This is a genomic window from Pseudomonas sp. HC1(2025), assembly GCF_058742075.1.
In genome coordinates, this window is sequence record NZ_CP196017.1 from 4,804,897 (window position 1) to 4,828,473 (window position 23,577).

The window sequence follows — 23,577 nt, forward strand, 5'->3', positions numbered from 1 at the left end:
GCGTCCAGACGGTCTGTTTGCGGCGGTTACTGACGCCCTGCAACATTTAAACGATCTAAATAGACGGTTTCACGCCAGTAACATCGCGCCCCGGCCAGTGCTTGGGTACAATTCCACGCTAATTTGATCGGTATCAGGAACACTTACATGATCGCTTGCCTGCGGCTGTTCTCTGCCCTTTGCCTGGCTGCCCTGTTGGCGGCTTGCGCAAGCTCGCCCTCGTCAAGCCTTGGCGAACTCCCACGGACCCCGGATGCCACCATCGAGCAACTGCTCGAACAGGCGACCTCGGCCAAGACCCCGGAAAAAGCTGCACTGTTGCGCCTGAGCGCGGCAGACATGGCCTTCCACCAGAACAATCCAGGACGCTCCGCGCAGATCCTCGCGCAAGTGCCACTGGACAGCCTCAAGCCTGCCGCCCAGGTTTTTGCCAGCACCCTGTCGGCAGAACTGGCCATGACCCGCAACCAGCCCAAGGCTGCGTTGACGGCGTTGAGCCATCCGAGCCTGCAAAGCCTCAAGGAGTTGCCGCCGGAGCAGCAGGTCCGCACCGGCACCGTGCATGCCCGCGCCTATGAAGCCGACGGCCAGACCCTGGCTGCCGCCCGCGAACGCGTGGCCATGGCCCCGTTGCTCACGGGCGATGCCGCCACCAGCAACCATGAAGCCATCTGGAGCCTGATTGCCGCCGTGCCTGGCGAGCAGTTGCAGGCCAGCGGCAACCCGGTCCTCGACGGCTGGATCAGCCTGGCCCAGGCCGTGAAGAACGCCGGCACCCTGGAGCAGCAGCAAGCCGCCATCGACACCTGGCGTGCGCAGAACCCTGCGCACCCGGCGGCAGTGCAACTGCCGATGCCGCTGACCCGGCTCAAGGAACTGGCCAGCCAGCCATTGAACAAGATCGCCCTGCTGTTGCCGCAACAAGGCCCGCTGGCCAGCGTGGCCAAGGCCCTGCGTGAAGGCTTCATGGCCGCGCACTACCAGGCGCAACAAGCCGGGCAGAAGCCGCCGGTCATCGAGTTCTATGACAGCTCGCGCGTCAGCTCCATCGATGAGTTCTACAAAAAAGCCCAGGCTGACGGCGTGCAATTGGTCATCGGCCCGCTGGAGAAGCCGCTGGTCAAACAACTCAGCGCCCGCCCGCAACTGCCCATCACCACCCTGGCGCTAAACTACAGCGAAGGCGACCAAGCCCCCGCGCAACTGTTCCAGTTCGGCCTGGCTGCCGAGGACGAAGCCCGCGAAGTGTCGCGTCGCGCCCGCGCCGACGGCCTGCACCGCGCGGCGGCCATGGTGCCGAAAGGCGAATGGGGCGACCGCGTGCTCAAAGCCTTCCGCCAGGACTGGGAAGCCAATGGCGGCACCCTGATTGGGGTCGAACATGTCGACCAGCCTGTGGCCTTGGCCCAGCAAATCGCCGACCTGTTCAAGCTGCGCCAGAGCGAAGGTCGCGCCAAGAGCCTGCAAAGCACGGTTGGCGCGGATGTCGCGGCACAGCCATCGCGTCGCCAGGACATCGAGTTCATCTTCCTCGCCGTGACGCCGCAACAGGCCCAGCAGATCAAGCCAACGCTGAACTTCCAATACGCAGGCGATGTGCCGGTGTATGCCACTTCCCACGTGTTCAGTGCCAGCGGCGACAAGAACCAGTACAACGACATGAACGGCATCATGTTCTGTGAAACGCCGTGGCTGCTCAACACCACCGATCCACTGCGCAACCAGGTCACTGCCCAATGGCCACAAGCCAATGGCAGCCTGGGCCGCCTGTACGCCATGGGCGTGGATGCCTACCGCCTGGCGCCGCGCCTGGGTCAGCTCAAGGCACTGCCTGATACCCGTATCGATGGTCTTTCCGGCAACCTGGGCATGAGCCCGAGCCAGCGGATCGAACGCCAGATGCCGTGGGCCAAGTTTGTCAGTGGCCAGGTCGAACGCCTGCCCGATACCCCGCGCTGATGCCCTTACGCTCCAGCGCACAAAGCGGCAAGGATGCCGAACAACAAGCTCTTGAACACTTGCAGCAACAGGGTCTGCGCCTGCTGGCGCAGAACTGGTTGTGTAAACGCGGCGAGCTTGATCTGGTCATGCTTGACGGCGATACAGTAGTATTTGTCGAAGTCCGCTACAGAAAATACGCACAATGGGGTGGTGCGCTCGCCAGTATCGACGAGCGCAAACGTCAAAAGCTGATACTCGCCGCGCAGTTTTTCCTGCTCAGTGAGGGTCGCTGGGCTGACTCCCCCTGCCGTTTCGATGTGGTTGCCATACAAAGCACCCCCCACGGAACCGCTGATCTGCACTGGCTGCGCAACGCCTTCGACGGCTGAGTGTTACCGGTACCGATCAGACATCTTCACCGCACACTTTTGCTCTTTGCTTTGCGGGCTGCACATTCGTGTGCCATACAGCCGCGCTACTTAAGGTCACACAGATGGACATGCAATCCCGAATTCGCCAGCTTTTCCAGGCCAGTATCGATACCAAGCAACAGGCGATGGACGTACTTGCACCGCACATCGAGCAAGCCAGCCAGGTCATGGTCAACGCCCTGCTCAACGAAGGCAAAATGCTTTCGTGCGGCAACGGTGGTTCGGCCGGCGACGCCCAGCACTTTTCCTCCGAACTGCTCAACCGCTTTGAGCGCGAGCGGCCGAGCCTGCCGGCTATCGCCTTGACCACCGATTCGTCGACGATCACCTCGATCGCCAACGACTACAGCTACAACGAAATTTTTTCCAAACAAATTCGTGCCCTCGGCCAACCGGGCGATGTGTTGCTGGCCATTTCCACCAGCGGCAACTCGGCGAACATTATTCAGGCGATCCAGGCCGCACATGATCGCGAAATGATTGTCGTAGCATTGACCGGGCGCGACGGCGGCGGTATGGCCTCGCTGCTGCTACCCGAGGATGTGGAGATCCGCGTCCCGGCCAATGTCACTGCACGTATTCAGGAAGTCCATCTGCTGACGATCCACTGCCTGTGCGATCTGATCGACAGCCAACTGTTCGGGAGTGAAGAATGACCGTTAACCGCCTCAGCCTTATAGCCATCACGCTGTGCCTCGCTATCAGCGGCTGCACCTCGGCCATCACTGCGACCCGCGACACCCCTATCCAGGACGACCGTGGCACACGCACTTTTGGCAGCAAGATCGATGACTCGCTGATCGAGACCAAGGTCGGCGTCAACGTCGCCAAGGCCGCCCCCGACCTGGGCAACGGCGCATCGCGTATCGTCGTGACCAGCTTCAACGGCATCGTGCTGCTCGCCGGGCAAACCCCGCGCGCCGACCTCAAGACCCAAGCCGAACAGGCAGCCTCAACCGTGCAACGGGTGAAAAAGGTCCACAACGAACTGCAGGTCGCGCAGCCCATCACCCTGCTGGCAATCAGCAATGACGCCGTGCTGACCACCAAGATCAAGGCCCAGATGCTCACCGACAGCGCAATTCCCGGCTCGCGGATCAAGGTTGTGACGGACAACGGCATCGTCTACCTCATGGGCCTGCTGACCCAGCAGGAAGCAACCCGCGCCACCAACCTGGTACAGGGTGTGTCCGGGGTACAGAAAATTGTGAAACTGTTCGAATACATCGACTGATGTAATCGCCAGCCACAAAAAAGGGCGCCGTGCATTGACTGCACGGCGCCCTTTTTATTGGCTGACGGTTACTGGTACTGCTGGTACGGATTGCCTTGGAACTGGTTGTTCTGCTGCTGTTGCTGCGCAGGCTGGCCATACTGCTGGCCGGGGATCGGGCCGAGGTTGACCTCCACGCGACGGTTCTGCGCACGACCGTTGACGTCGGCGTTGCTGGCAATCGGGTTATCCGGGCCGGCACCACGGGTGGTCAGGTTGGTCGGGCTGACACCTTGGGACGTCAGGTAATTGGCCACGCTTTGCGCACGACGCTGGGACAGGTCCATGTTCAGTTGGCGGCTGCCGGTGCTGTCGGTGTAGCCGACGATCTGGATGGTGTTCTGGTTGAACTGCTTGAGTGACCCAGCCAGGTTGTTCAGCGGGGTGTAGAAGCTGCTGGCGATAGCATCGGAGTTGGTCGCAAACGTGATGTTGCCCGGCATGATCAGCTTGATCTGGTCACCCTGGCGCTGCACCTCGACGCCGGTGTTGGCCATGCTTTCACGCAGTTTCTTTTCCTGCTGGTCAGCGTAATAGCCATAACCCGCAGCGCCGATACCGGCTACCGCTGCGCCGATCAGCGCGCCTTTGCCACGGTTGTTATGGTCAATGGCTGCACCGGCCAACGCACCCGCCAGCGCGCCGAGGCCGCCGTATTTGGCGGTTTTGCTCATGCCTTGCGAACCGTTGTCCGCCTGTCCCTGGCTGCCATCGTAAGGGTTAGGGGAAGCACAGCCCGACAATAGGGCTACCGCGGTAGCAACAACAAGCAGACGACGCGAAGTGAACATGAAGGAAGCTCCTACTTTTGCATTCTGTGATGCAGAGGACATTGGCAATGGACCTGTGCCGAGTTTGGAACGCGACAAACGGTAAAAATTCCGTACTCCGCCGCGCACCTGTGACAAAAGATAAACGCCGGCACGCTCACCTAAACCCTAGCAGAGCCTCGCGCTGTCAGGCCCTGACAAACGGATTTTCGCGCATTTCATCCCCCAGGCGCGTATCCGGGCCATGCCCGGTCACCACGGTCGCCCCTTCGTCCAGGGTATAAAGCCGCTGCTTGATCGACCGCACGATGGTCGCCTGGTCGCCGCCCCACAAATCCGTGCGCCCTACCCCGCGCCGGAACAAGGTATCGCCGGCGATCAGCAGCTTGGCATCGGCAAACCAGAAACTCATCGAGCCCGGCGTATGCCCAGGCGTGTGCAAGGCGACGCCGCAGCCACAGGCCAGCTCTTCATCATCGGCCAGCCAGCGATCCGGCGACGGCACCGGGGTGTAGGGCACACCGAACATCTGGCACTGCATTTCGAGGTTATCCCACAGGAACTGATCCTCCTTGTGCAGGTGCAGCGTGGCGCCGGTCTTTTCTTTCAACTGGCCGGAGGCCAGGAAATGATCCAGGTGCGCATGGGTGTGGATGATGCTCACCACCTTCAAGCCCAGTGCGTCGAGGCGTGCCAGGATCAGCTCATGGTTGCCGCCCGGATCGACCACGATGGCCTTCTTGCTGATCGGGTCACCGATGATCGTGCAGTTGCACTGCAACGGGCCGACGGGGAAGGTTTCACGGATCAGTCCAGGAGTTGTGATTTGCATAAGGAGTCCCTTCTAGCTGTTGGCGCGTGCCGCGTGCAGTTTTTTGTAGCTGTCGATCAACCGCAGGTGCCGGTCCAGCCCTTCCAGTTTCATACTGGTTGGGGTCAGGCCATAAAAGCGCACGCTGCCATCCACCGAACCAATGGCGGCGTCCATGCGCTCGTTGCCAAACATCCGGCGGAAATTGGCCTCGTAGTCTTGCAGTTCCAAATCCTCGTCCAACTGCATCTCCAGCACTGCATTCACCGCCTGGTAGAACAGGCCGCGTTCGACGGTGTTGTCGTTGTACTGCAGGAACATCTCCACCGCTTCCTTCGCCTCTTCAAACTGCTGCAAGGCGAGATAGATCAGCAGCTTCAGCTCCAGGATCGTCAACTGGCCCCAGGCGGTGTTGTCGTCGAACTCGATGCCGATCAGGGTGGTGATATCGGTGTAGTCATCCAGTTCGCTTTCCACCAGGCGCTCGACCAGCGCTTGCAGGCCCTCTTCATCCAGGCTGTGCAGGTTCAGGATATCGGCGCGGAAGAACAGCGCCTTGTTGGTGTTATCCCAGATCAGGTCGTCCACCGGATAGATTTCCGAATAGTCCGGTACCAGGATCCGGCAAGCCTTGGCGCCGATATGCTCGTACACCGCCATGTAGACCTGCTTGCCCATGCCTTCGAGAATGCCGAACAGGGTGGCAGCCTCCTCGGCGTTGGAGTCTTCGCCCTGGCCGGAGAAATCCCACTCCACGAACGCGTAATCGGATTTGGCACTGAAGAAACGCCACGACACCACGCCGCTGGAGTCGATGAAGTGTTCGACAAAGTTGTTCGGCTCGGTCACCGCATGCCCCTCAAAGGTCGGCTGCGGCAAGTCGTTCAAACCTTCGAAACTACGGCCCTGGAGCAACTCGGTCAGGCTGCGCTCCAGCGCCACTTCCAGGCTTGGGTGGGCACCAAACGAGGCAAATACGCCGCCGGTGCGCGGGTTCATCAGGGTCACGCACATCACCGGGAACTCGCCGCCCAGGGACGCATCCTTGACCAGCACTGGGAAGCCCTGCTCTTCGAGGGCCTGGATACCGGCGAGGATGCTTGGGTATTTGGCCAGCACGTCGGCCGGTACATCCGGCAGGGCAAATTCACCTTCGATGATTTCGCGCTTTACCGCGCGCTCGAAGATCTCCGACAGGCACTGCACCTGCGCCTCGGCCAGGGTATTACCGGCACTCATGCCGTTGCTCAGGTACAGGTTTTCGATGAGGTTGGAGGGAAAATACACCACCTCGCCATCAGACTGGCGCACAAACGGCAGTGAGACGATGCCACGCTCTTCATTGCCGGAGTTGGTGTCGATCAGGTGCGAACCGCGCAACTCGCCATCGCGGTTGTAGATCTTCAGGCAGTACTCATCGAGAATTTCAGTCGGCAGCGCGTCTTTGCGGCCCGGCTTGAACCAGCGCTCGTCCGGGTAGTGCACAAACGCCGCGTTGGCGATGTCTTCGCCCCAGAATTGATCGTTGTAGAAGAAGTTGCAGTTCAGGCGCTCGATAAACTCGCCCAACGCCGACGCCAGTGCGCCTTCCTTGGTCGCGCCCTTGCCGTTGGTAAAGCACATCGGCGAATGGGCATCGCGGATATGCAGCGACCAGACATTGGGCACGATATTGCGCCACGAAGCGATTTCAATCTTCATGCCCAGGCCCGCCAGAATGGCCGACATGTTGGCGATGGTCTGCTCCAGCGGCAGGTCCTTGCCCGCAATATAGGTACCCGCGTCTGACGCAGAAGCCGGCATCAGCAACGCCTGGGCGTCGGCGTCGAGGTTTTCTACCTCTTCGATGACAAACTCAGGCCCGGCCTGTACCACTTTCTTTACCGTACAGCGGTCGATGGAGCGCAGGATGCCCTGGCGATCCTTATCGGAAATATCGGCAGGCAACTCGACTTGAATCTTGAAGATCTGGTTGTAGCGGTTTTCCGGGTCGACAATATTGTTCTGCGACAGGCGGATATTGTCCGTGGGGATATTGCGCGTGCTGCAGTACAACTTCACAAAGTAAGCCGCACACAACGCCGACGAAGCCAGGAAGTAGTCGAACGGACCGGGGGCCGAGCCATCGCCCTTGTAGCGAATCGGCTGGTCGGCCACCACGGTGAAGTCGTCGAACTTGGCTTCAAGCCGGAGGTTGTCGAGAAAATTGACCTTGATTTCCATGCGGGATTACCAGAATAGCGGAGCAAACGAATTGGCCGCCATTATCCGGCTTTTGCGGCGCAAGTCTCCCCCTTACCCCAACAACCCCATCTCCTGCGCCCGCGCGACGGCCTGGGTACGGCGTTCCACTCCCAGTTTGCTGTTGATATGGCTGGCGTGGGTCTTGACGGTGTGCAGCGAGATAAACAGCTGGTTGCTGATTTCCTGGTTGGAACACCCTTGGGCGATCAACTGCAGCACCGCCAGCTCACGGGCGCTCAAGGTTTCGCCGGTGTGGGTGATTTCGATCGGCTCGCGCAGGGCAACTACCGGCAGCAAGGCCCACAAGCTTTGCCGCAGCAGGTCATTCGGCGCGTGGCCCAGTTGCTCACGCATCCAGTCCGGATAACGTTCCAGCAAACGTTGGAAGGGTTGCAACGCACCGCCGCTCGCCACTTGCAGGGCGCGGGCAAAAACCGGGCGGGCCGATGCAGCCTGACCGTCATCCAGCAACAACAGCACATACTGGTTCAGGGCCATCACTGCGATCATCTGCTGGCCTTTGCCTTCAGCTTGCCGGGCGAGTACATCGAGCCGGCGCAGGGCGTTTTCGGTTTGGCCACGAATGGCATCCAGGGCCGCCTGCTGCAATTCGATATGTTGCGGCAGATGTGGATGAAACTCCGGGGCGGCGGCAGCCTGGTCGCCGTTGTAGGTTTGCCCCAGCCGCGCCAGCCAGGCATCGGCCAGGTCCGTACGGCCCTGGGCCAGCCACAACTCGCATTTGATCAATGTGATCATGGCCAGGTAGTAAATCGGCGGCACATCCCAGATATGCATCAGCCGCTCGGCTTCGGCCAGCTCGGCAAAAGCCTTGGGGAAATCGCCACGGCGCCCCTCGAGGTTGGCGATGACACAGTGGCCGATCAACACGCTGATATCCCGGCAGGCGCGAGCCTCGGCTAACCCGGCACGCAGGCGCAACAGCCCGGCTTCGGGCTGGCAACGCATCAGCAGCAGGAACCCTTCGTACAGCGACAGGCGCGCACGCACCGCATACAGGCGCTGGGGCGCCAGGCCCTGCAAGCGTTGCAGGCCCTCGCGCACCTCGTCCAGGGAGCGCAGGATTTCCCCGCGCGCCTGCAGCACCCGTGCCCGATCGTAATGGGCCAGGGCCTCGAACAGCGGGTTGCCGACACGTTGCGCCAGCTCCAGGGAGTCGCGATTCAAGCCGCGTGCGCGCCACAGGTCGGCGTCGACGATGGCCAGGTTCGACAGGGTCGAAAGGCACATCAAGCGCTGGCCGTAACGCTTGAGCGGCAGGCTTTCCAGGGCTTCGCTGCAATACAGCTGGGTCAGCTCGCGGTTGCCGCGCCCACGGGCAATGATGCCACTGAGGGCCAGCCACTGGGCGAGCATCGACTTCTGCGCCGTGGCCGACGGTGCCGGTAGGAAGCGGCTGAGATGGCTGGACAGTTCTTCTGCGGCGTCCAACTGACAGGCCAGCCCCAGCGCCCAGCTGTAGAGCACGATCAAGCGGGGCGTGCTGATCAACAGACTGTCAGGCAAGTCCATCTTCCAGCGTAGGAGCATGCCGACATTCTGTTCAGCCAGCAGTTGCTCTTCAGACAGGTTCTGCACCAGGTTCGCCGCTACATCCAGATGTCCGGCGCGCAGGGCCTGTTCCACGGCTTCATCGAGCAAGCCCTGGGCATTGAACCAGCGACAGGCGCGCAAGTGCAGGCTGGCGGCTGGCAGCATCGCATTCGGCGAGCACCGGGTACGCAGCAAGTCGGAAAACAAGTGGTGATAGCGGTACCAGTGACCCTGTTCGTCCAGCGGTACCAGGAATACCTGATGAGCTTGCAGGTAACGCAGGATTTCCGCGCTGTCATGGGCCTCGCGCACCGCATCGCAAAGCTCGCTGCAAAAACGCTCCTGGGAGGCGGTGTCGTATAAGAACGCCTGGACTTCCGGCGGCAGACAATCGATCACCTCTTCCAGCAGATAGTCACGGATCAGCCCTTCGCCACCATGCAGGCCTTGGGGCAGGTTGGCCTCGCTGCCGGCTTCGGCGGCCGCCAGCAACCAGAAGCGCAGGCCGGCCACCCAGCCTTCGCTGCGGCGGATCAGGTTGTCCAGTGCCTCACCGCGCAACGAACTGCTGTGGCGGTCAAGCAAGGCCAGGGATTCGTCGTTGGTCAGGCGCAGGTCTTGCTCATGCAACTCCAGCAAATGCCGGGACAAACGCAACCGCGCCAAATGCCAGTCGGGACGCTGGCGGCTGGTGACCAGCACCAACAAGCCATCAGGCAAATGATTGAGGAAAAATTGCAGGCAGCGATCCAGCACCGGCCCCTGGGCCAGGTGGTAGTCATCCAGCACCAGTAATAACGGCGTGCGTGTGGATAGATGGACGGTCAATTCGTCGAGCAAGCCATCGAGCCATTCTTCAAAGGCAAACGGCTGGTGGCGCTGACGCATTTTCAGCAGGCCCAGGGCCTGGCTGCCTACCTGCGGGAAATACTGTTGCAGACCCTCCAGCAGGCGTTCAAGGAAACGCCCCGGATCACTATCCCGCGCACTGAGGCCCAGCCACAGGCTTTGCCAGTGATCCGGCAGGCTTTGGCAGAACTCCACCGCCAGCGAGCTCTTGCCGAACCCGGCTGGCGCGCTAACCAGCAATAAACGGCCCTCCAGGCCCGCGCTCAGGCGCTCGCAAAGGCGTGGGCGCAGCACATAGCCATCAGGCAGTGGGGGTCGATAGAAGCGCCCTTCCAGCGTGGGGATTACCGCACTGGCAGGCCCTTGGATTTGGGACAGATCAATCATCGCCGGGCTCTTGTAGTAGGCTGTGGTCGGCATTGCAGATGTCCGCAGACTAGCGTTAAAACCCGTCGCTTTGTAGATCTTTGCAACATTTGTCTGAAAAAGACTACAACAAGAAATAACCAGCCATGTTCAGCCCCCCCAAACAAATGTAGGAGCTGGCTTGCCTGCGATGGCATCGCCTCGGTATGTCAGATAGACCGAGGTGATGCCATCGCTGGCAAGCCAGCTCCTACAGAGGCCAACGTGTTTACTGCACGTTAGCGAACACCGTCCTGGCGCAGGGCCGCCGGGGTGAAGTCTTTGGTGGTGGCGGTGAAGCCGAAGTCATAGGCCTTTTTCTCTTCGTTCTTCATGCCCAGTGCCAGGTAGCGGCCGGACTGCAGGTCGTAGAGGGTTTCCAGGGCGTACCACGGCACTTGCTTGTCGTAGTAGTTCTCGCCATGGGCTTCAGCCACGCGCCACAGCTGGCCACGACCGTCGTAGTGGTCGATCACCGCCGCTTGCCAGGTGTCTTCATCGATGTAGAAGTCACGTTTGGCGTAGATATGGCGCTGGCCCTCCTTCAGGGTTGCGACCACGTGCCAGACGCGGCGCAGTTCATAGCGTGCCAGGTCCTGGTTGATGTGCCCGGCCTTGATGATGTCGGAGTACTTGAGCTTCGGATCGTCGAGCTTGTAGCTGTTGGACGCGATGTAGATTTCCTTCTTGCCTTCGAGCTTCCAGTCGTAGCGATCCGGCGCACCGTTGTACATGTCGAGGTTGTCGGAGGTACGCAGGCCATCGGCAGCGGTACCCGGCCCGTCATAGGACACTTGCGGCGCCCGGCGCACACGGCGCTGGCCGGCGTTGTAGACCCACGCCGCGCGCGGTTCCTTCACCTGGTCCAGGGTCTCGTGCACCAGCAATACACCACCGGCCAGGCGCGCCGGGGCGGTCACTTGCTGCTTGAAGTAGAACAGGATGTTGCCCGGGTTTTTCGGGTCGTAGTCCTTCATCTTGTCGCGGAACACGAACTGATCCTGGAAGTACACCAGGCTGTACGAGCCGTTGGCCTGTGGCGTGGCCTGGGTCACCAGGCGCGTGACGCTGCCGCCGCGATAACGGGTGATGTGGTTCCAGATCACCTCGACCCCGCTTTTCGGGATCGGGAACGGAATCGCGGTCTCGAAGTTTTCCAGGCCGTTGCCGCCACCTACCAGGTTGGTGCTGGTGGCGTTTTTCTTGATGGCGGCGAACACTTCCGGCGGCACGGTGGCGCCGCGATGGGTGGTGTACACCGGCATCTTGAAGGTTTCGGGGTAGCGCTTGAACATCGCGTACTGCCCCGGGGCCAGCTTGTCTTTGTACTGCTCGACGTTCTGCGCGGTGATGGTGAACTGCGGCTGCTCGCTGGCATACGGGTTGGCCAGGAAGCCTTTGGCATCCACGGCGCCGGCGTTGGTCGGCAGGGCTTTCCAGGCCGGGATGGTGCCGGCAGCGTTGCCGGCCATTTCCGCGCCCATCGGGGTCAATGTGGTGCCCAGCTTGGCGGCTTCATCCGCCGAGACCGCCGCCATGACGCTGCTGGCCATGATCGACAGTCCCAGCACACCCACGTGCAACAGACTTTTGGTTATTTTCATGTTCTGGTCTTCCTGAAAATACTGACTGCTTAAAGAGTGTGCTTAGAAGTTCACGCCGGCGCTCAAGGCGACAAAATCGCGGTCATCCACCGTGCTGAAGTCGCCACCAAAGAAGTTGGTGTAGTTCAGGCTGACGGTGTAGGTGTTCTGGTATTCAGCATCCACACCCAGGCTGACGGCCTTGCGGCCCTCTTCAAAGTTGCCGCCAGGGCCTGGCGAGTAACCTTTGACGTCATGGGACCAGGCCACGCTTGGCTTGAGGTTGACACCGGCGAAGACGTCCGGGTATTCCCAGATCGCACGGGCGCGGTAACCCCAGGAAGTGGCGGTGGTGTAGCCGTCCTGGTTGCAATTGGTGTTCAAGCCGGCAGTACTGCCACCCAGCCCGGCACCAGCGGAGGTCGAAGCATTGAGACGGTTACAGAAACCGCCGGGCAAGCTGCCTGGCCCAAACACCGGGTCACGCCCATAACGCGCGTCAGACTTACTCTCAAGCCCCCCGACATGCGTCACACCAATCTCACCCACGGTCGTCAGGCGGCTTGCCCCCATGACCTGATCGAAGAAGTGCGTAAAGGTAGTTTGGAATTGGCTGACTTCTTTGCGGCGATAGCCATGCAAGTCCTGCCCAGGCTGCCCCTTGAGTACCGAGGCGTTGTTATACCCATTAACCCCAGTAACACCTGCAAACAGGATATCCGTGGTGTTGAGTTGTACAGGCGCATTCGGACGGTAGCTCAACTCACCACTCCACGCCGTGCCCGTAGGCAAGGTGGTGGAGAAACTCAAACCGTAGAGGCGAATGTCTTCCGGGTATTCAACAAAATAGTTGGAATTACCCGCGACAATAACCGGCGCCAGGCCGGCCAACGGGGCTGGAAGGTTATTGGCAAGGTTGAACACGCGCTGGGAGGCGCCCTGGCCACTGAAAATCGGCGCACGGCTGTGATAGTTCATGAAGTACGCACCGAACTCGGTATCCAGCGGTTCAAAGTTGTAGTGAAACGCAAAACCGAACTGCCCACTGTCACGTGCATCGCGGTCAGGTCCACGGGCGACTTTCACACCCTCTTCGTTCATGTCGACCCCTTGGGACGTCAGGAACGGGATCGCTGTTGCCGGGAATTGCGAACGCTTGTTCAGCACCCGCAGGTTGTCGTTGCAACCATCGGAAATAACATCCGGCTGCGAGAAAAAAGTCCCACAGTTGTCGGTAACCGTCTGGTCCCACTCCAACTGATAGAACGCTTCCGCCGACAGGTTATCGGTCAACGATTGCGACACGTAGAACATGTTGACCGGAATCAGGCCTTCCTTGATCTCGGCACCCGGACGACGGAACGCAGACACGTCGATCGGGTTGATGGAGTTGATACCGCCACCGATGAAGGTACTTTCACCCCAGCTCACGACTTGCTTGCCAAAACGCACCGAACCCGGGGCATCGGCAATGGAATAGTTGTGGTAGATGAACGCATCGAGGATCTGCCCGCCAGAAGACTTGGCGCCCTCTTTGCGATTGTGGTCGCTGATGTCCTTGAACTCGCGGCTTTCGTCCTTGAGTTCAAAGTCATACCAATACTTGCCACGCACAAACACACCGGTATCGCCGTACTTCAGTTCCAGGTCATGGATACCCTTGAAGATCTTCGAGAACGTCTCCCCACGCTTGAAGTTCAAGTGGCCGTCATCGGAGGTCTGCGACAGCCCCCTGCCGCCGTTGTTGGCACCGATCAGGTCCTTGTTGGGCTTGGACGTGCCCCAACTGGCCCCCACCGACAGGGACGAGTCGAAGCTGCCTTCGACCTCACCAATGTTGAAACTGACGCCGAATGCGGGCCCGGCGAGGGTCGAGGCAAGACTGACCGCCAGGGGCAATCTCGCCCGGCGCCAGAACTGATTTACTGAGGTCATCGACGCTACTCCATGTGCATTTTATTGTTATGGCAGTGAGCCTTTTCAAACACGCTTGTAACGGCCGGAATACAACGATTCCAATGCCAGACTGCCGCCGGACCACCCAGGACCGCAGCGCCGCATCCTTGAAAAACTCTGGGAGGGACTATAGCCAGCAGGGGGTAGCGCTTGATCCCTCTAAAGTGTGATTTGCATCACCAACCCGTCTGCGACAGCCCTTTCGCCATGTCAGCGAGGGCTGACGCGAAAGAGAATGGCTCAAATTACGCAAATAACAAGGCGAAGGCCTGTAATAGAGCATTGCCGTGCCCGGGCGGGCACGGCAGGAGGGGTCAGAGCGTGGAGAGGAAGGTGCTGTTATTGGCCTGCCATTCGATGATGTCGATCCGGATACGCTTCTTGTCCAGCTTGCCGACGCTGGTCTTGGGAATTTCCGTAACAATGGCAATCTGACTTGGAATCGCCCACTTGCTCAGGTGGCCCTGCTCGACATACGGCTTGAGGTGCTCCTTGAGTTCGCGCGCGCCAATCCCGTGGCCTTCGCGCACCACCAGCAGGGCAAACGGGCGCTCGCCCCACTGCGGGTCGGCAATCCCGACCACCGCTACTTCGCGTACCGCCGGGTGACGGCTGACCAGGTCTTCCAGCGCCAGGGACGAGATCCACTCGCCGCCGGTCTTGATCACGTCCTTGATACGGTCGCGAATATCGATCACGCCGAAGGCATCAAGGGTGGCCACGTCGCCGGTGTGCATCCAGCCGCCTTCCCAAAGCTCGGCGCCTTTGTGCGGCTCGTTGAAATAGCCTTCGCTGAGCCATGGCGCGCGCAGCACCAGCTCGCCCTGGGACTCGCCATCGGCCGGCAGGAAGTTACCGTTGCCGTCGATGATCGCGGCGTCCACCAGCGGCCCCGGCACACCGGCCTTGATCCGGTAGGTGGTGCGTTCGTCTTCGCTGCCGGCCATCAGTTCTTCATTGAGGTGGGCACAGGACACCAGCGGTCCGGTCTCGGACATGCCGTAGGCCGCCGTCAGCTGGATACCACGGGCCTTGGCCGCTTCGTACAGCGAACGGTTGAGGGCACTGCCGCCGATGACGATCTTCCAGCCGCCAAAATCCACACCCTGGGCGGCCTTGGCGTTGAGCAGCATCTGCAGGATGGTCGGCACGCAATGGGAGAACGTGACCTTTTCCTTGCGCCACAACTCCACCAGGTATTCCGGATCGTAGCGGCCGGGATAGACCTGCTTCAGCCCGAGCATGGTCGCCACATACGGCAAGCCCCAGGCATGCACGTGGAACATCGGCGTGATCGGCATGTACACATCGTTGGTGCCGAGCAGGCGCACACTGTCGACGCTGCCCATGATGGTCGCCACGCCGATGGTGTGCAGCACCAGTTGGCGGTGGGTGAAATACACACCCTTGGGGTTACCGGTGGTGCCAGTGGTATAGAAAGTGGTGGCCACCGAGTGCTCGTCGAAGTCCTCGAAGGTGTACTGGGTACTGGCAGCGGCCAGCAGGGTTTCGTACTCGCCTACCAGATTGGGCAGGTCAGCAGTTTTTTCGTCGCCATCGGTCAGCAACAGGGTCTTGTCGACGGTGGTCAACTGCCCGGCAATGGCCTGGTACAGGCCGACGAACTCGCTGTTGACCAGCACAAAGCGGTCTTCGGCGTGGTTCATCGTGTACAGGATCTGCTCTGGCGACAGGCGCACGTTGATGGTGTGAATCACCGCACCAATCATCGGGATGGCGAACATGCACTCCAGGTAACGGTGGCTGTCCCAGTCCATCACGGCCACGGTATCACCGGCCTTGACTCCCGCTGCGGTCAGCACATTGGCCAGGCGGGCGACACGTTCGGTCAGGGTTGGGTAGGTGTAGCGCAGTTTGTCGCGGTAGACGATTTCCCGGGTTTTCTCGTAGCGGGCGCCCGACATCAACAGGCGTTTGATCAACAGCGGGTATTGGTACGCGCCTTCGGCGGGCGGGATAACACGAGTCTGCAACATACGAATCCCTTTTTATGACTGCACGGTCTTGGCTAAAGGATTTGCACTGTAGAGACCTTGCACGCCGGCCAAATCAGCCGAAGGAATGATTTGCAGAATCGGATGAATGCTAGCTTTGCGCCAGCATTCATTCACGAATGACGCACTCAGCGGTCGGTGAAAGCCACTTTCACACCGATGGCAATCAGCACCACGCCCATGCTCCGATCAAACCAGTGGCCCATGCGCGCAAAGCCTGCGCGCACGCGCTGCTGGCTGAACAACATGGCCACCATGCAGAACCACAGGGCGGTGGCTACCGCCAGGTACAGGCCATAACCGGCCTGGATCGCCAGCGGCGTGTGGGGGTTGATCACCACGGTGAACAGCGACAGGAAAAACAGCGTGGCCTTGGGGTTCAGGCCATTGGTCACAAAGCCCGAGGTAAAGGCGCCGCGAGCGCTGCGCTCGCCCACTTCACGGTGCAGCTCTTCTGCACCGGCAGGCTTGGCCGGCTGCGCCCGCAGGGCTTTGAAGCCGATGTACAACAGGTAGGCCGCCGCCGCCCATTTCAAGGCGTTGAACAGCACGATGGACTGGGACACGATCAAGCCGATACCAAGCAGCGAGTAGCCAACGTGAAGAAAAATCGCCGAGCCGACGCCCAGCGCCGTCCAGGTACCGGCGCGCCGGCCATGGGTCACGCTCTCGCGTACCACCACGGCAAAGTCCGGCCCGGGACTGGCCACGGCCAGCAGGTGAATCAACGCCACGGTCAAAAACTCGGTGAGGTACATGCACACTCCAAGAAGTAACTGATTATTTCATCTGGTAGGCTCGGCAGATTACGCCTTCGAACTCTGTCGCAAAAGGTACAGTTGATGACGAACAATCGCCGCGCCGTCTTCCTTGATCATCCTTCCCTGGACCAGGGAGACCTCGACCTCAGCGAATTGCGCGAGACGTTCAGCGACTTGCAGCTGTGTGAGCAGACCTCGGCCGATCAGGTGGTCGAACGCCTGCAAGGTGCCCAGGTAGCGATCAGTAACAAGATCCTGCTCAACGCCCAGACTCTGGCCGCCTGCCCCGAGCTGAAGCTGATCCTGATCGCTGCTACCGGCACCAACAACGTCGACCTGGCCGCTGCCCGCGCCCGGGGCATTACCGTTAGTAACTGCCAGGGTTACGGCACGCCATCGGTGGCGCAACACACGATCATGCTGCTGCTCAACCTCGCCACACGCCTGAAGGACTATCAAAAAGACGTCGACGCCGGCCTGTGGCAGCAAGCCAAGCAGTTCTGCCTGCTGGATTACCCGATTGTCGAGCTGGAAGGCAAAACCCTGGGCTTGCTGGGCCATGGCGAGTTGGGCGGCGCCGTCGCGCGCCTGGCCCAAGCGTTTGGCATGCGCGTGCTACTGGGCGCTATCCCCGGCCGCCCGGCCCGTGCAGACCGGGTGCCGCTGGACGAACTGCTGCCGCAGATCGATGCGCTGACCCTGCATTGCCCACTCAACGAACACACGCGCCACGTTATCGGGGCCCGTGAGTTGGCGCTGCTCAAGCCGGGCGCGTTCGTGGTCAACACTGCGCGCGGCGGCCTGATCGATGAACAGGCCCTGGCAGACGCCTTGCGCGGCGGTCATCTGGGCGGGGCGGCCAGCGATGTGCTGAGCGTCGAACCGCCGACCACCGGCAACCCGCTGCTGGCCAGCGACATCCCACGGCTGATCATCACGCCACACAGTGCCTGGGGCAGCCGCGAAGCACGGCAACGGATCGTCGGCCAATTGACTGAAAACGCCCGGGGCTTTTTCAGCGGAGCACCGCAGCGCGTCGTCAGTTGATAAACTGCGCTCCTTTTTCAGGGAGCAGACCATGGATCCGCGCAGTGAAGTACTGCTTCGTCAGGCCGAACTTTTTCAAGGCAACGTGTTGCTGGCCGGCCTGCCCGCCGATGACCTGCTGGGCCGCCTGCCCAATGCCCATGGCTGGTGCTGGCATGCGGGCGACCAGGCAGCGCTGGATGCGCGGTTTGCCGAACGCAGCCATTTCGGGGTCGATGTGCCGCAACGCGCATTCGACACGGCGGTGGTGTTCCTGCCCAAGTCCAAGGATCTGGCCGACTACATCCTCAAGGCCGTCGCGGCACGGCTGCCGGGCGCCGAGCTGTACCTGGTGGGTGAAAAACGCGGCGGCATCGAAAGCGCCGCCAAGCAACTGAACGCCTTCGGCAAGCCACGCAAGCTCGACAACGCACGGCACTGCCAGCTGTGGCTGGCCACCGTGGCCGATGCTCCGGCGGCGCCGGAACTGGCGAGCCTGGCCCAGGTGTTTGAAGTGCCACTGGCCGACGGACCGCTCAAGGTCGTCAGTCTGCCGGGCGTGTTCAGCCATGGCCGCCTGGATCGCGGTACCGCGCTGTTGCTCGAACACCTGGACAAACTGCCCAGCGGTCATCTGCTGGACTTCGGCTGTGGCGCCGGCGTGTTGGGCGCGGCGGTCAAGCGGCGCTACCCGCACAACACCGTGACCCTGCTTGATGTGGACGCCTTTGCTACCGCTAGCAGTCGCCTGACCCTGGAGGCCAATGGCCTGGAAGGCGAAGTGCTGACCGGTGATGGCATCGACGCCGCGCCCATGGGCCTGGATGCGATTCTGAGTAACCCGCCGTTCCATGTCGGGGTACACACGGATTATTTCGCCACAGAAAACCTGCTGCGAAAAGCACGCCAACATCTGAAAAACGGCGGCGAACTTCGGCTAGTCGCCAATAGCTTCCTGAAGTATCAACCGCTGATCGAAGAGCACCTGGGCGTGTGCGCAGTCAAGGCCGAGGGCCAGGGTTTTCGCATCTATCGGGCCAAGCGCGGCTGACGGGCGTTTGAAAAAGAAGGCTTGCCGAATGGATTTTGCCAAGGCAGAATCCGCTCCGTCCTAGGGGAGTAGTCTCCCACGAGCAACATGCTCGTCCGGCATACGTCAACATACTTGGTCAGCAGACCATGGCGTATGCGACCCAGGAGTCCGCACAGACGGACCGGGGTTTGACAAGACCTATGACACGCACACCTTACCCGGGGCGGGAAGGCTGTACGTGTCATAGCCGTGTCGACCCGCCCCTGGAAACCTACCTGATGCTGGATTCACTTCTCGTTCCTACCGCAATCGTTGCCTTGGCCGAAATCGGCGACAAGACGCAATTGCTCGCGCTCATCCTCGCCGCACGCTTTCGCAAACCCTGGCCAATCATCGCCGGCATCATCGCCGCGACCCTGGCCAACCACGCCGCTGCCGGTGCCGTGGGTGCCTGGTTTGGCAGTTTCTTCTCGGATGCGGTGCTGCACTGGATCCTCGCCGCGAGCTTCTGCGCCACGGCCCTGTGGACCCTGGTGCCAGACAAGCTCGACGATGATGAAGCCAGCACCTCGCGCAAGTTCGGGCCGTTCCTGACCACCCTGATTGCGTTCTTTATCGCTGAAATCGGTGACAAGACGCAGATCGCCACGGTGATGCTGGCGGCGCAATACCCCGAGTTGTGGCTGGTGATTATCGGCACCACCCTGGGCATGTTGATTGCCAACGTACCGGTGGTTCTGGCGGGGAATTTCGCGGCGGAGAAACTGCCGTTGACCTTGATTCGGCGCCTGGCGGCTTCGGCGTTCTTCATCCTGGCGTTGGTGGCGGTGTACAAGGCCATGCAAAGCAGCGGCTGGATCTAATTGCAAATGTGGGAGCGGGCTTGCCCGCGATGGCGGTGGGTCAGTTAAATATATCTAACCTGACATTCCGCCATCGCAGGCAAGCCAGCTCCCACATCTGGACCTTCACAAGGCCTGGATTATCAGGACTTCTTGGCCTGCTGGTACAGCGGCATCACCTTGGGAATCGCCGCCTGCAACGAGGCGATCCGGCTGCTGGAGGCCGGGTGGGTGCTCATGAATTCAGGCGGTGCGCCTTCGGAAGCCTTGGCCATTTTGTTCCACAGCGTGATCGCCGCGTTCGGGTCGTAACCGGCGCGGGCCGAGAGCTCCAGGCCGATCAGGTCGGCTTCGTTCTCATTGCTGCGGCTGTTAGGCAAGGTCATGCCGTAGTTGGCCACGGTGTCGGCCAGCGCCATGCTGTCCTGGCCCAGGCCCAACAATGCGCCAGCGCCCTGCTTGGCCATTTCGATGCCGTAAGCCTTGGACATGGCTTCGCGGCCATGTTCACGCAGGGCGTGGGCAATTTCATGGCCCATGACCGCCGCCAGCTCGTCATCGGTCAACTTGAGCGTGTCGATCAAGCCACTGTAGACAAAGATCTTGCCGCCAGGCCCACAGTTGGCGTTCATCTCGTCGCTCTTGATCAGGTTCACTTCCCACTTCCACTGCGCCGCATCCGGACGGAAGGTGGGGGCCTGGGCGATAAGGCGCTTGGCGATGGCCTGCACACGCTTGGCGTTGGCACTGGTCTTGTCTACCAGGCCCTTGCCACTGGCTTCGCCCAGGGTCTGCTGGTACGACTGCGCGTACATCTGGTCGACTTCCTGGCTCGACAGCATGCTGAACATGTACTGCTTGCGTTCCACACCCACGGCACCGCCGCTGGTGGTGTTGACCGACTGGCAACCGGCGAGCAGCAAGGCTGCGCTCAATGCCGTTACCGCCAATGATTTTTTCATGCACATTCTCCCTGAAAACATGGCGCGTATCGTAGGCCCTCTCATGTATCGGCGCCAGATACACCTGACGCTTAACCGCTAATTTCAGAGGCCACCGACGCCCACGACCATTCTATAAACGACATGCCTGGTTCTTTTGCAGGGCAGCGCCTCATGTCTGCGTGGCCTGTGGCCGATACATAAAGGCAGATCATGCCCACCAAGCGCCCGGAGCCTTCATGAAATTCAAGTCGATTCAGTTTTCTGTCGCGGCGTTGGCCGGGGCCATTGTCCTGAGTGTCGTGGCGGCCCTGGTGCTATACGCGCTGTTCGCCGGCGCCCGGACCCAAGAGATGGTGCAGGACCGCACCCAGGCGCAATTCGAGCAAATCATCGAGCAACGCCTTACGGCGTTGGCGCAAACCCAGGCCACGCTGATCCAACGCGAGCTGGAAGCGCCGCTGGTGACCGCCAAAGGCCTGGCCACCACCAATGCGCTGATGGGCATGAAGGACGCAAACGGCGCGGCCCCGCTGCAGGTCAGCCGTGAACAACTGATCAACCTGCTGCACGAAACGGTGGTACGCAACCCGAAAATCCTCGGTTCCTATATCGCCTGGGAACCCAATGCCATCGACCACAATGATGCCAACTACCTGAACACCGCCGTCGTCGGCGTAGAACCTGCCAACGGGCGCTTCATGCCCTGGTGGTTCCGCAATCAGGATGGCAGCCTGGGCCTGGAAAAACTCGCCGACCTGACCGACCAGAAAATCCTCGCCACCGGCATTCGCGCCAGCGAGTACTACCTCTGCTCCAAGGAAACCCAGAAGCCCTGCGCCATCGACCCGGCGCCCTATCGCGTGGGCAACACCACGGTGATGCTGGCCTCGTTTATCGAACCGATCATGATCGACGGCGCGTTCCAGGGCATTGTCGGCGCCGACCTGTCGGTCAATTTCATCCAGGAAATGCTCACCGCCGCCGACCAGAAGCTTTACAACGGCGCTGGCGAAATGGCGCTGATTTCCAGCAACGGCCGCCTGGTGGCCTACACCAAGGACCCGAGCAAACTGGGGGAAAAGGCCAGCGACCTGCTCGACCAGAATGAACTGGAGAACCTCGGCCAGTTGAAGGTCGGCGACGTGCGTTACGACATCGACCAGGCAAACGGGCATATCGAGTTGTTCCTGCCCTTCAATATCGGCCAGACCGATGCGCGCTGGACCCTGATGCTGCAACTGCCCCTGGGCGCGGTAATGGCCGACCTGCACACCCTCCAAGGCGACCTGGACGCCCAGCGCAAGACCGATATCTTCGGCATGACCATGGTCGGCCTGCTGATTGCCGGCATCGGCCTGCTGGTGATCTGGCTGGTGGGCCACGGCATTGCCCGCCCACTCAAGCAAATGGTGGCGATGCTCAATGACATCGCCCAGGGCGAAGGCGACCTGACGCGTCGCCTGACCAGTGACCGCGCCGATGAACTGGGCGCGATTGCCGCCGGCTTCAATACCTTCCTGATCAAGCTGCAGGGCATGATTAGCCAGGTGGTGAACTCGGTACAGAAGGTCAGCGACTCGTCGGAACACACCGCCGACATTGCCATCCGCACCAACCAGGGCGTGCACAAGCAAATGGTCGAGATCGACCAGGTCGCCACGGCCGTGCACGAAATGACCGCCACCGCCCAGGACGTGGCGCGTAATGCCACCCAGGCAGCCCAGGCCGCCACCCATGCCGACCAGGCTGCAAGCCAGGGCATGCAGATCGTGCGCGACACCTCCACTTCCATCGGCGCCCTGGCCCTGGAGATCGGCAAGGCGGTGACGGTAGTCCAGGCCCTGGCCAAGGACAGCGAGAACATCAACGCGATCCTGATTGCCATTCGCGGCATTGCCGAGCAAACCAACCTGCTGGCTCTCAACGCCGCCATCGAAGCCGCCCGGGCCGGCGAACAGGGCCGAGGTTTTGCGGTGGTGGCCGACGAAGTACGCAACCTGGCGCAGAAAACCCAGAAGGCCACCGAAGAAATCCAGGCCATGATCCAGCAATTGCAGCAAGGCACGCGGGATGTGGTGCAGGTCATGGAAGACAGCCAGCAGCGCACCGATGAAAGCGTGCAACACGCCGCCAAGGCCGCGCAGGCCCTGGAGACCATCACCCAGGCCGTGTCGGTGATCAATGACATGAATACGCAGATTGCCAGTGCGGCGGAGGAACAGAGCGCGGTGGCCGAGGACATCAACCGCAATGTGATCAATATCGGCCAGGTGGCCAATGAGGTGGCGGGCGGGGCGGATGAGTCCAGCGCCGCCAGTGCGGGGCTGACCCAGTTGGCGGAGCAGCAGCGGCGGCTGATCAATCAGTTCAAGGTCTGAAGGTTTCAGTGGAGTTTGGGGCCGTATCGCAGGCAAGCCAACTCCCACATTTGAAGGTATTCACAAATCAAAATGTGGGGGCTGGCTTGCCTGCGATGGCGCCAGCGAATCCCCCACACAACTCCCAGTCTCAACCCGGGGTCAAACACTCCGGCCCATTGAGCTTCGGATCATTGACCATGTTAGCCAGCACCCGCTCACGCAACGCCGCCGGCTCGCTGGCCAGCAAGCCCTGCAACACATGCAACGGCGTCTCGGGATCCAGCCAGGCCGCTTGCCCCGCCGCGTCCAGAATCAACGGCCGGCGCTGGCTCTGCGCCGCCTGGGTCACCACCGCCGCGCTCAGCCACACTTGCTCCTGCACCGGGTAGGCCTCCCAGATCGCTGCGAAAAAAAGGGTCGAGCCCTCCCCCGGCGTGAGCCAGTACGGCCGCTTGCGCTGGGTGCCGCGCCATTCATAAAAGCCATTGGCTGGCAGCAGGCACCGGCGCAGGCGAAAGGCCTCGCGAAACATCGGCTGTTCGGCCAGGGTTTCGGCGCGGGCGTGGGCCGGCGTGCGGGACAGATCGGTCAGCCACGGCGGCGTCAGCCCCCAACGTGCCCGCGCCAGGGTGCGCTGGCCATCGGTGGCGCGCTGGATCAGCACTGAATCATTGGGGGAGATATTCCACTGGGCCTGTTGATCCGCCGGGAATCCCGGCAAGGCAGCAAAGGCGGGATTCCAGCGAAACAGGGCATAACGTCCACACATGGGGCAACAC

18 protein-coding genes, 1 pseudogene and 1 riboswitch are annotated in these 23,577 nt (G+C 61.1%); of the genes and pseudogenes, 9 read left to right on the top strand and 10 right to left on the bottom strand.

Annotated elements, in window-relative coordinates; translation table 11 throughout:
* Positions 1-147 precede the first annotated feature (147 nt).
* The 4 genes from ACSSVH_RS21455 (at position 148) to ACSSVH_RS21470 (ending at position 3,606) form a co-directional block, all read left to right on the top strand.
* Positions 148-1,959 (top strand): penicillin-binding protein activator, encoded by a 1,812-nt coding sequence (locus ACSSVH_RS21455; RefSeq protein ID WP_169956361.1) that lies wholly within the window; start codon positions 148-150, stop codon positions 1,957-1,959.
* Positions 1,959-2,330, top strand: a complete 372-nt coding sequence (locus tag ACSSVH_RS21460) for a YraN family protein (protein ID WP_170056749.1) — start codon at positions 1,959-1,961, stop codon at positions 2,328-2,330. Before ACSSVH_RS21455 ends, ACSSVH_RS21460 begins: the two co-directional genes overlap by 1 nt.
* 104 nt (positions 2,331-2,434) lie before the next feature.
* Entirely contained in the window at positions 2,435-3,028 is a 594-nt protein-coding gene (locus ACSSVH_RS21465) for a phosphoheptose isomerase (RefSeq protein WP_003171862.1), read from the top strand.
* Positions 3,025-3,606 (top strand): BON domain-containing protein, encoded by a 582-nt coding sequence (locus ACSSVH_RS21470; RefSeq protein ID WP_169956365.1) that lies wholly within the window; start codon positions 3,025-3,027, stop codon positions 3,604-3,606. The genes ACSSVH_RS21465 and ACSSVH_RS21470 overlap by 4 nt, the downstream gene beginning before the upstream one ends.
* 68 nt (positions 3,607-3,674) lie before the next feature.
* Here the strand turns inward: ACSSVH_RS21470 and ACSSVH_RS21475 are convergent, their stop codons facing one another.
* The 8 genes from ACSSVH_RS21475 to ACSSVH_RS21510 form a co-directional block, all read right to left on the bottom strand.
* Positions 3,675-4,436: a YiaD family glycine zipper/OmpA-like lipoprotein gene (locus tag ACSSVH_RS21475; protein WP_029297808.1), complete on the bottom strand. Its 762-nt coding sequence runs from the start codon at positions 4,434-4,436 to the stop codon at positions 3,675-3,677.
* A 166-nt stretch (positions 4,437-4,602) separates the two neighbouring features.
* The gene (locus ACSSVH_RS21480) at positions 4,603-5,247 is read right to left on the bottom strand and encodes an MBL fold metallo-hydrolase (RefSeq protein ID WP_170056747.1); all 645 of its coding nucleotides are present in this window, start codon (positions 5,245-5,247) and stop codon (positions 4,603-4,605) included.
* 12 nt (positions 5,248-5,259) lie between these two features.
* Positions 5,260-7,449, bottom strand: a complete 2,190-nt coding sequence (locus ACSSVH_RS21485) for an OsmC domain/YcaO domain-containing protein (protein ID WP_492633702.1) — start codon at positions 7,447-7,449, stop codon at positions 5,260-5,262.
* A gap of 72 nt (positions 7,450-7,521) precedes the next feature.
* Complete coding sequence (locus ACSSVH_RS21490; protein WP_492634728.1) at positions 7,522-10,260, bottom strand: winged helix-turn-helix domain-containing protein; 2,739 nt, start codon at positions 10,258-10,260, stop codon at positions 7,522-7,524.
* A gap of 257 nt (positions 10,261-10,517) precedes the next feature.
* Positions 10,518-11,882: a DUF1329 domain-containing protein gene (locus ACSSVH_RS21495; protein ID WP_169956372.1), complete on the bottom strand. Its 1,365-nt coding sequence runs from the start codon at positions 11,880-11,882 to the stop codon at positions 10,518-10,520.
* Positions 11,883-11,924: 42 nt separating this feature from the next.
* Positions 11,925-13,796 (bottom strand): DUF1302 domain-containing protein, encoded by a 1,872-nt coding sequence (locus ACSSVH_RS21500; protein ID WP_170041750.1) that lies wholly within the window; start codon positions 13,794-13,796, stop codon positions 11,925-11,927.
* Between the two features lie 335 nt (positions 13,797-14,131).
* Entirely contained in the window at positions 14,132-15,814 is a 1,683-nt protein-coding gene (locus tag ACSSVH_RS21505; RefSeq protein WP_492633703.1) for a fatty acid--CoA ligase, read from the bottom strand.
* A gap of 146 nt (positions 15,815-15,960) precedes the next feature.
* Positions 15,961-16,590, bottom strand: a complete 630-nt coding sequence (locus ACSSVH_RS21510; RefSeq protein ID WP_169956378.1) for a LysE family translocator — start codon at positions 16,588-16,590, stop codon at positions 15,961-15,963.
* An 84-nt stretch (positions 16,591-16,674) separates the two neighbouring features.
* On the opposite strand from ACSSVH_RS21510, the gene ACSSVH_RS21515 reads away from it, so the two are divergent.
* The 3 genes from ACSSVH_RS21515 (at position 16,675) to ACSSVH_RS21525 (ending at position 19,515) form a co-directional block, all read left to right on the top strand.
* Positions 16,675-17,640, top strand: coding sequence for a 2-hydroxyacid dehydrogenase (locus tag ACSSVH_RS21515; protein WP_492633704.1), 966 nt, complete (start codon positions 16,675-16,677; stop codon positions 17,638-17,640).
* Between the two features lie 31 nt (positions 17,641-17,671).
* On the top strand, positions 17,672-18,670 hold the full coding sequence (locus ACSSVH_RS21520) for a methyltransferase (RefSeq protein WP_169956382.1): 999 nt from the start codon (positions 17,672-17,674) through the stop codon (positions 18,668-18,670).
* 50 nt (positions 18,671-18,720) lie between these two features.
* A riboswitch (yybP-ykoY riboswitch) is annotated at positions 18,721-18,842 on the top strand.
* A gap of 88 nt (positions 18,843-18,930) precedes the next feature.
* Entirely contained in the window at positions 18,931-19,515 is a 585-nt protein-coding gene (locus ACSSVH_RS21525) for a TMEM165/GDT1 family protein (protein WP_029297789.1), read from the top strand.
* A gap of 122 nt (positions 19,516-19,637) precedes the next feature.
* Here ACSSVH_RS21525 and ACSSVH_RS21530 read toward each other — a convergent pair whose 3' ends face one another.
* The gene (locus ACSSVH_RS21530) at positions 19,638-20,456 is read right to left on the bottom strand and encodes a M48 family metallopeptidase (protein ID WP_169956384.1); all 819 of its coding nucleotides are present in this window, start codon (positions 20,454-20,456) and stop codon (positions 19,638-19,640) included.
* A gap of 1,307 nt (positions 20,457-21,763) precedes the next feature.
* On the opposite strand from ACSSVH_RS21530, the pseudogene ACSSVH_RS21535 reads away from it, so the two are divergent.
* Positions 21,764-21,958: pseudogene (locus ACSSVH_RS21535) on the top strand (HAMP domain-containing protein); the annotation flags it as partial.
* 114 nt (positions 21,959-22,072) lie between these two features.
* Positions 22,073-22,816 carry a methyl-accepting chemotaxis protein gene (locus ACSSVH_RS21540; RefSeq protein ID WP_407073439.1) on the top strand — a complete coding sequence of 248 codons (744 nt, stop codon included), beginning with the start codon at positions 22,073-22,075 and terminating at the stop codon, positions 22,814-22,816.
* A gap of 130 nt (positions 22,817-22,946) precedes the next feature.
* On the opposite strand, the gene ACSSVH_RS21545 is transcribed toward ACSSVH_RS21540, so the two are convergent.
* Entirely contained in the window at positions 22,947-23,567 is a 621-nt protein-coding gene (locus ACSSVH_RS21545) for an SOS response-associated peptidase (protein ID WP_169956388.1), read from the bottom strand.
* Positions 23,568-23,577 lie beyond the last annotated feature (10 nt).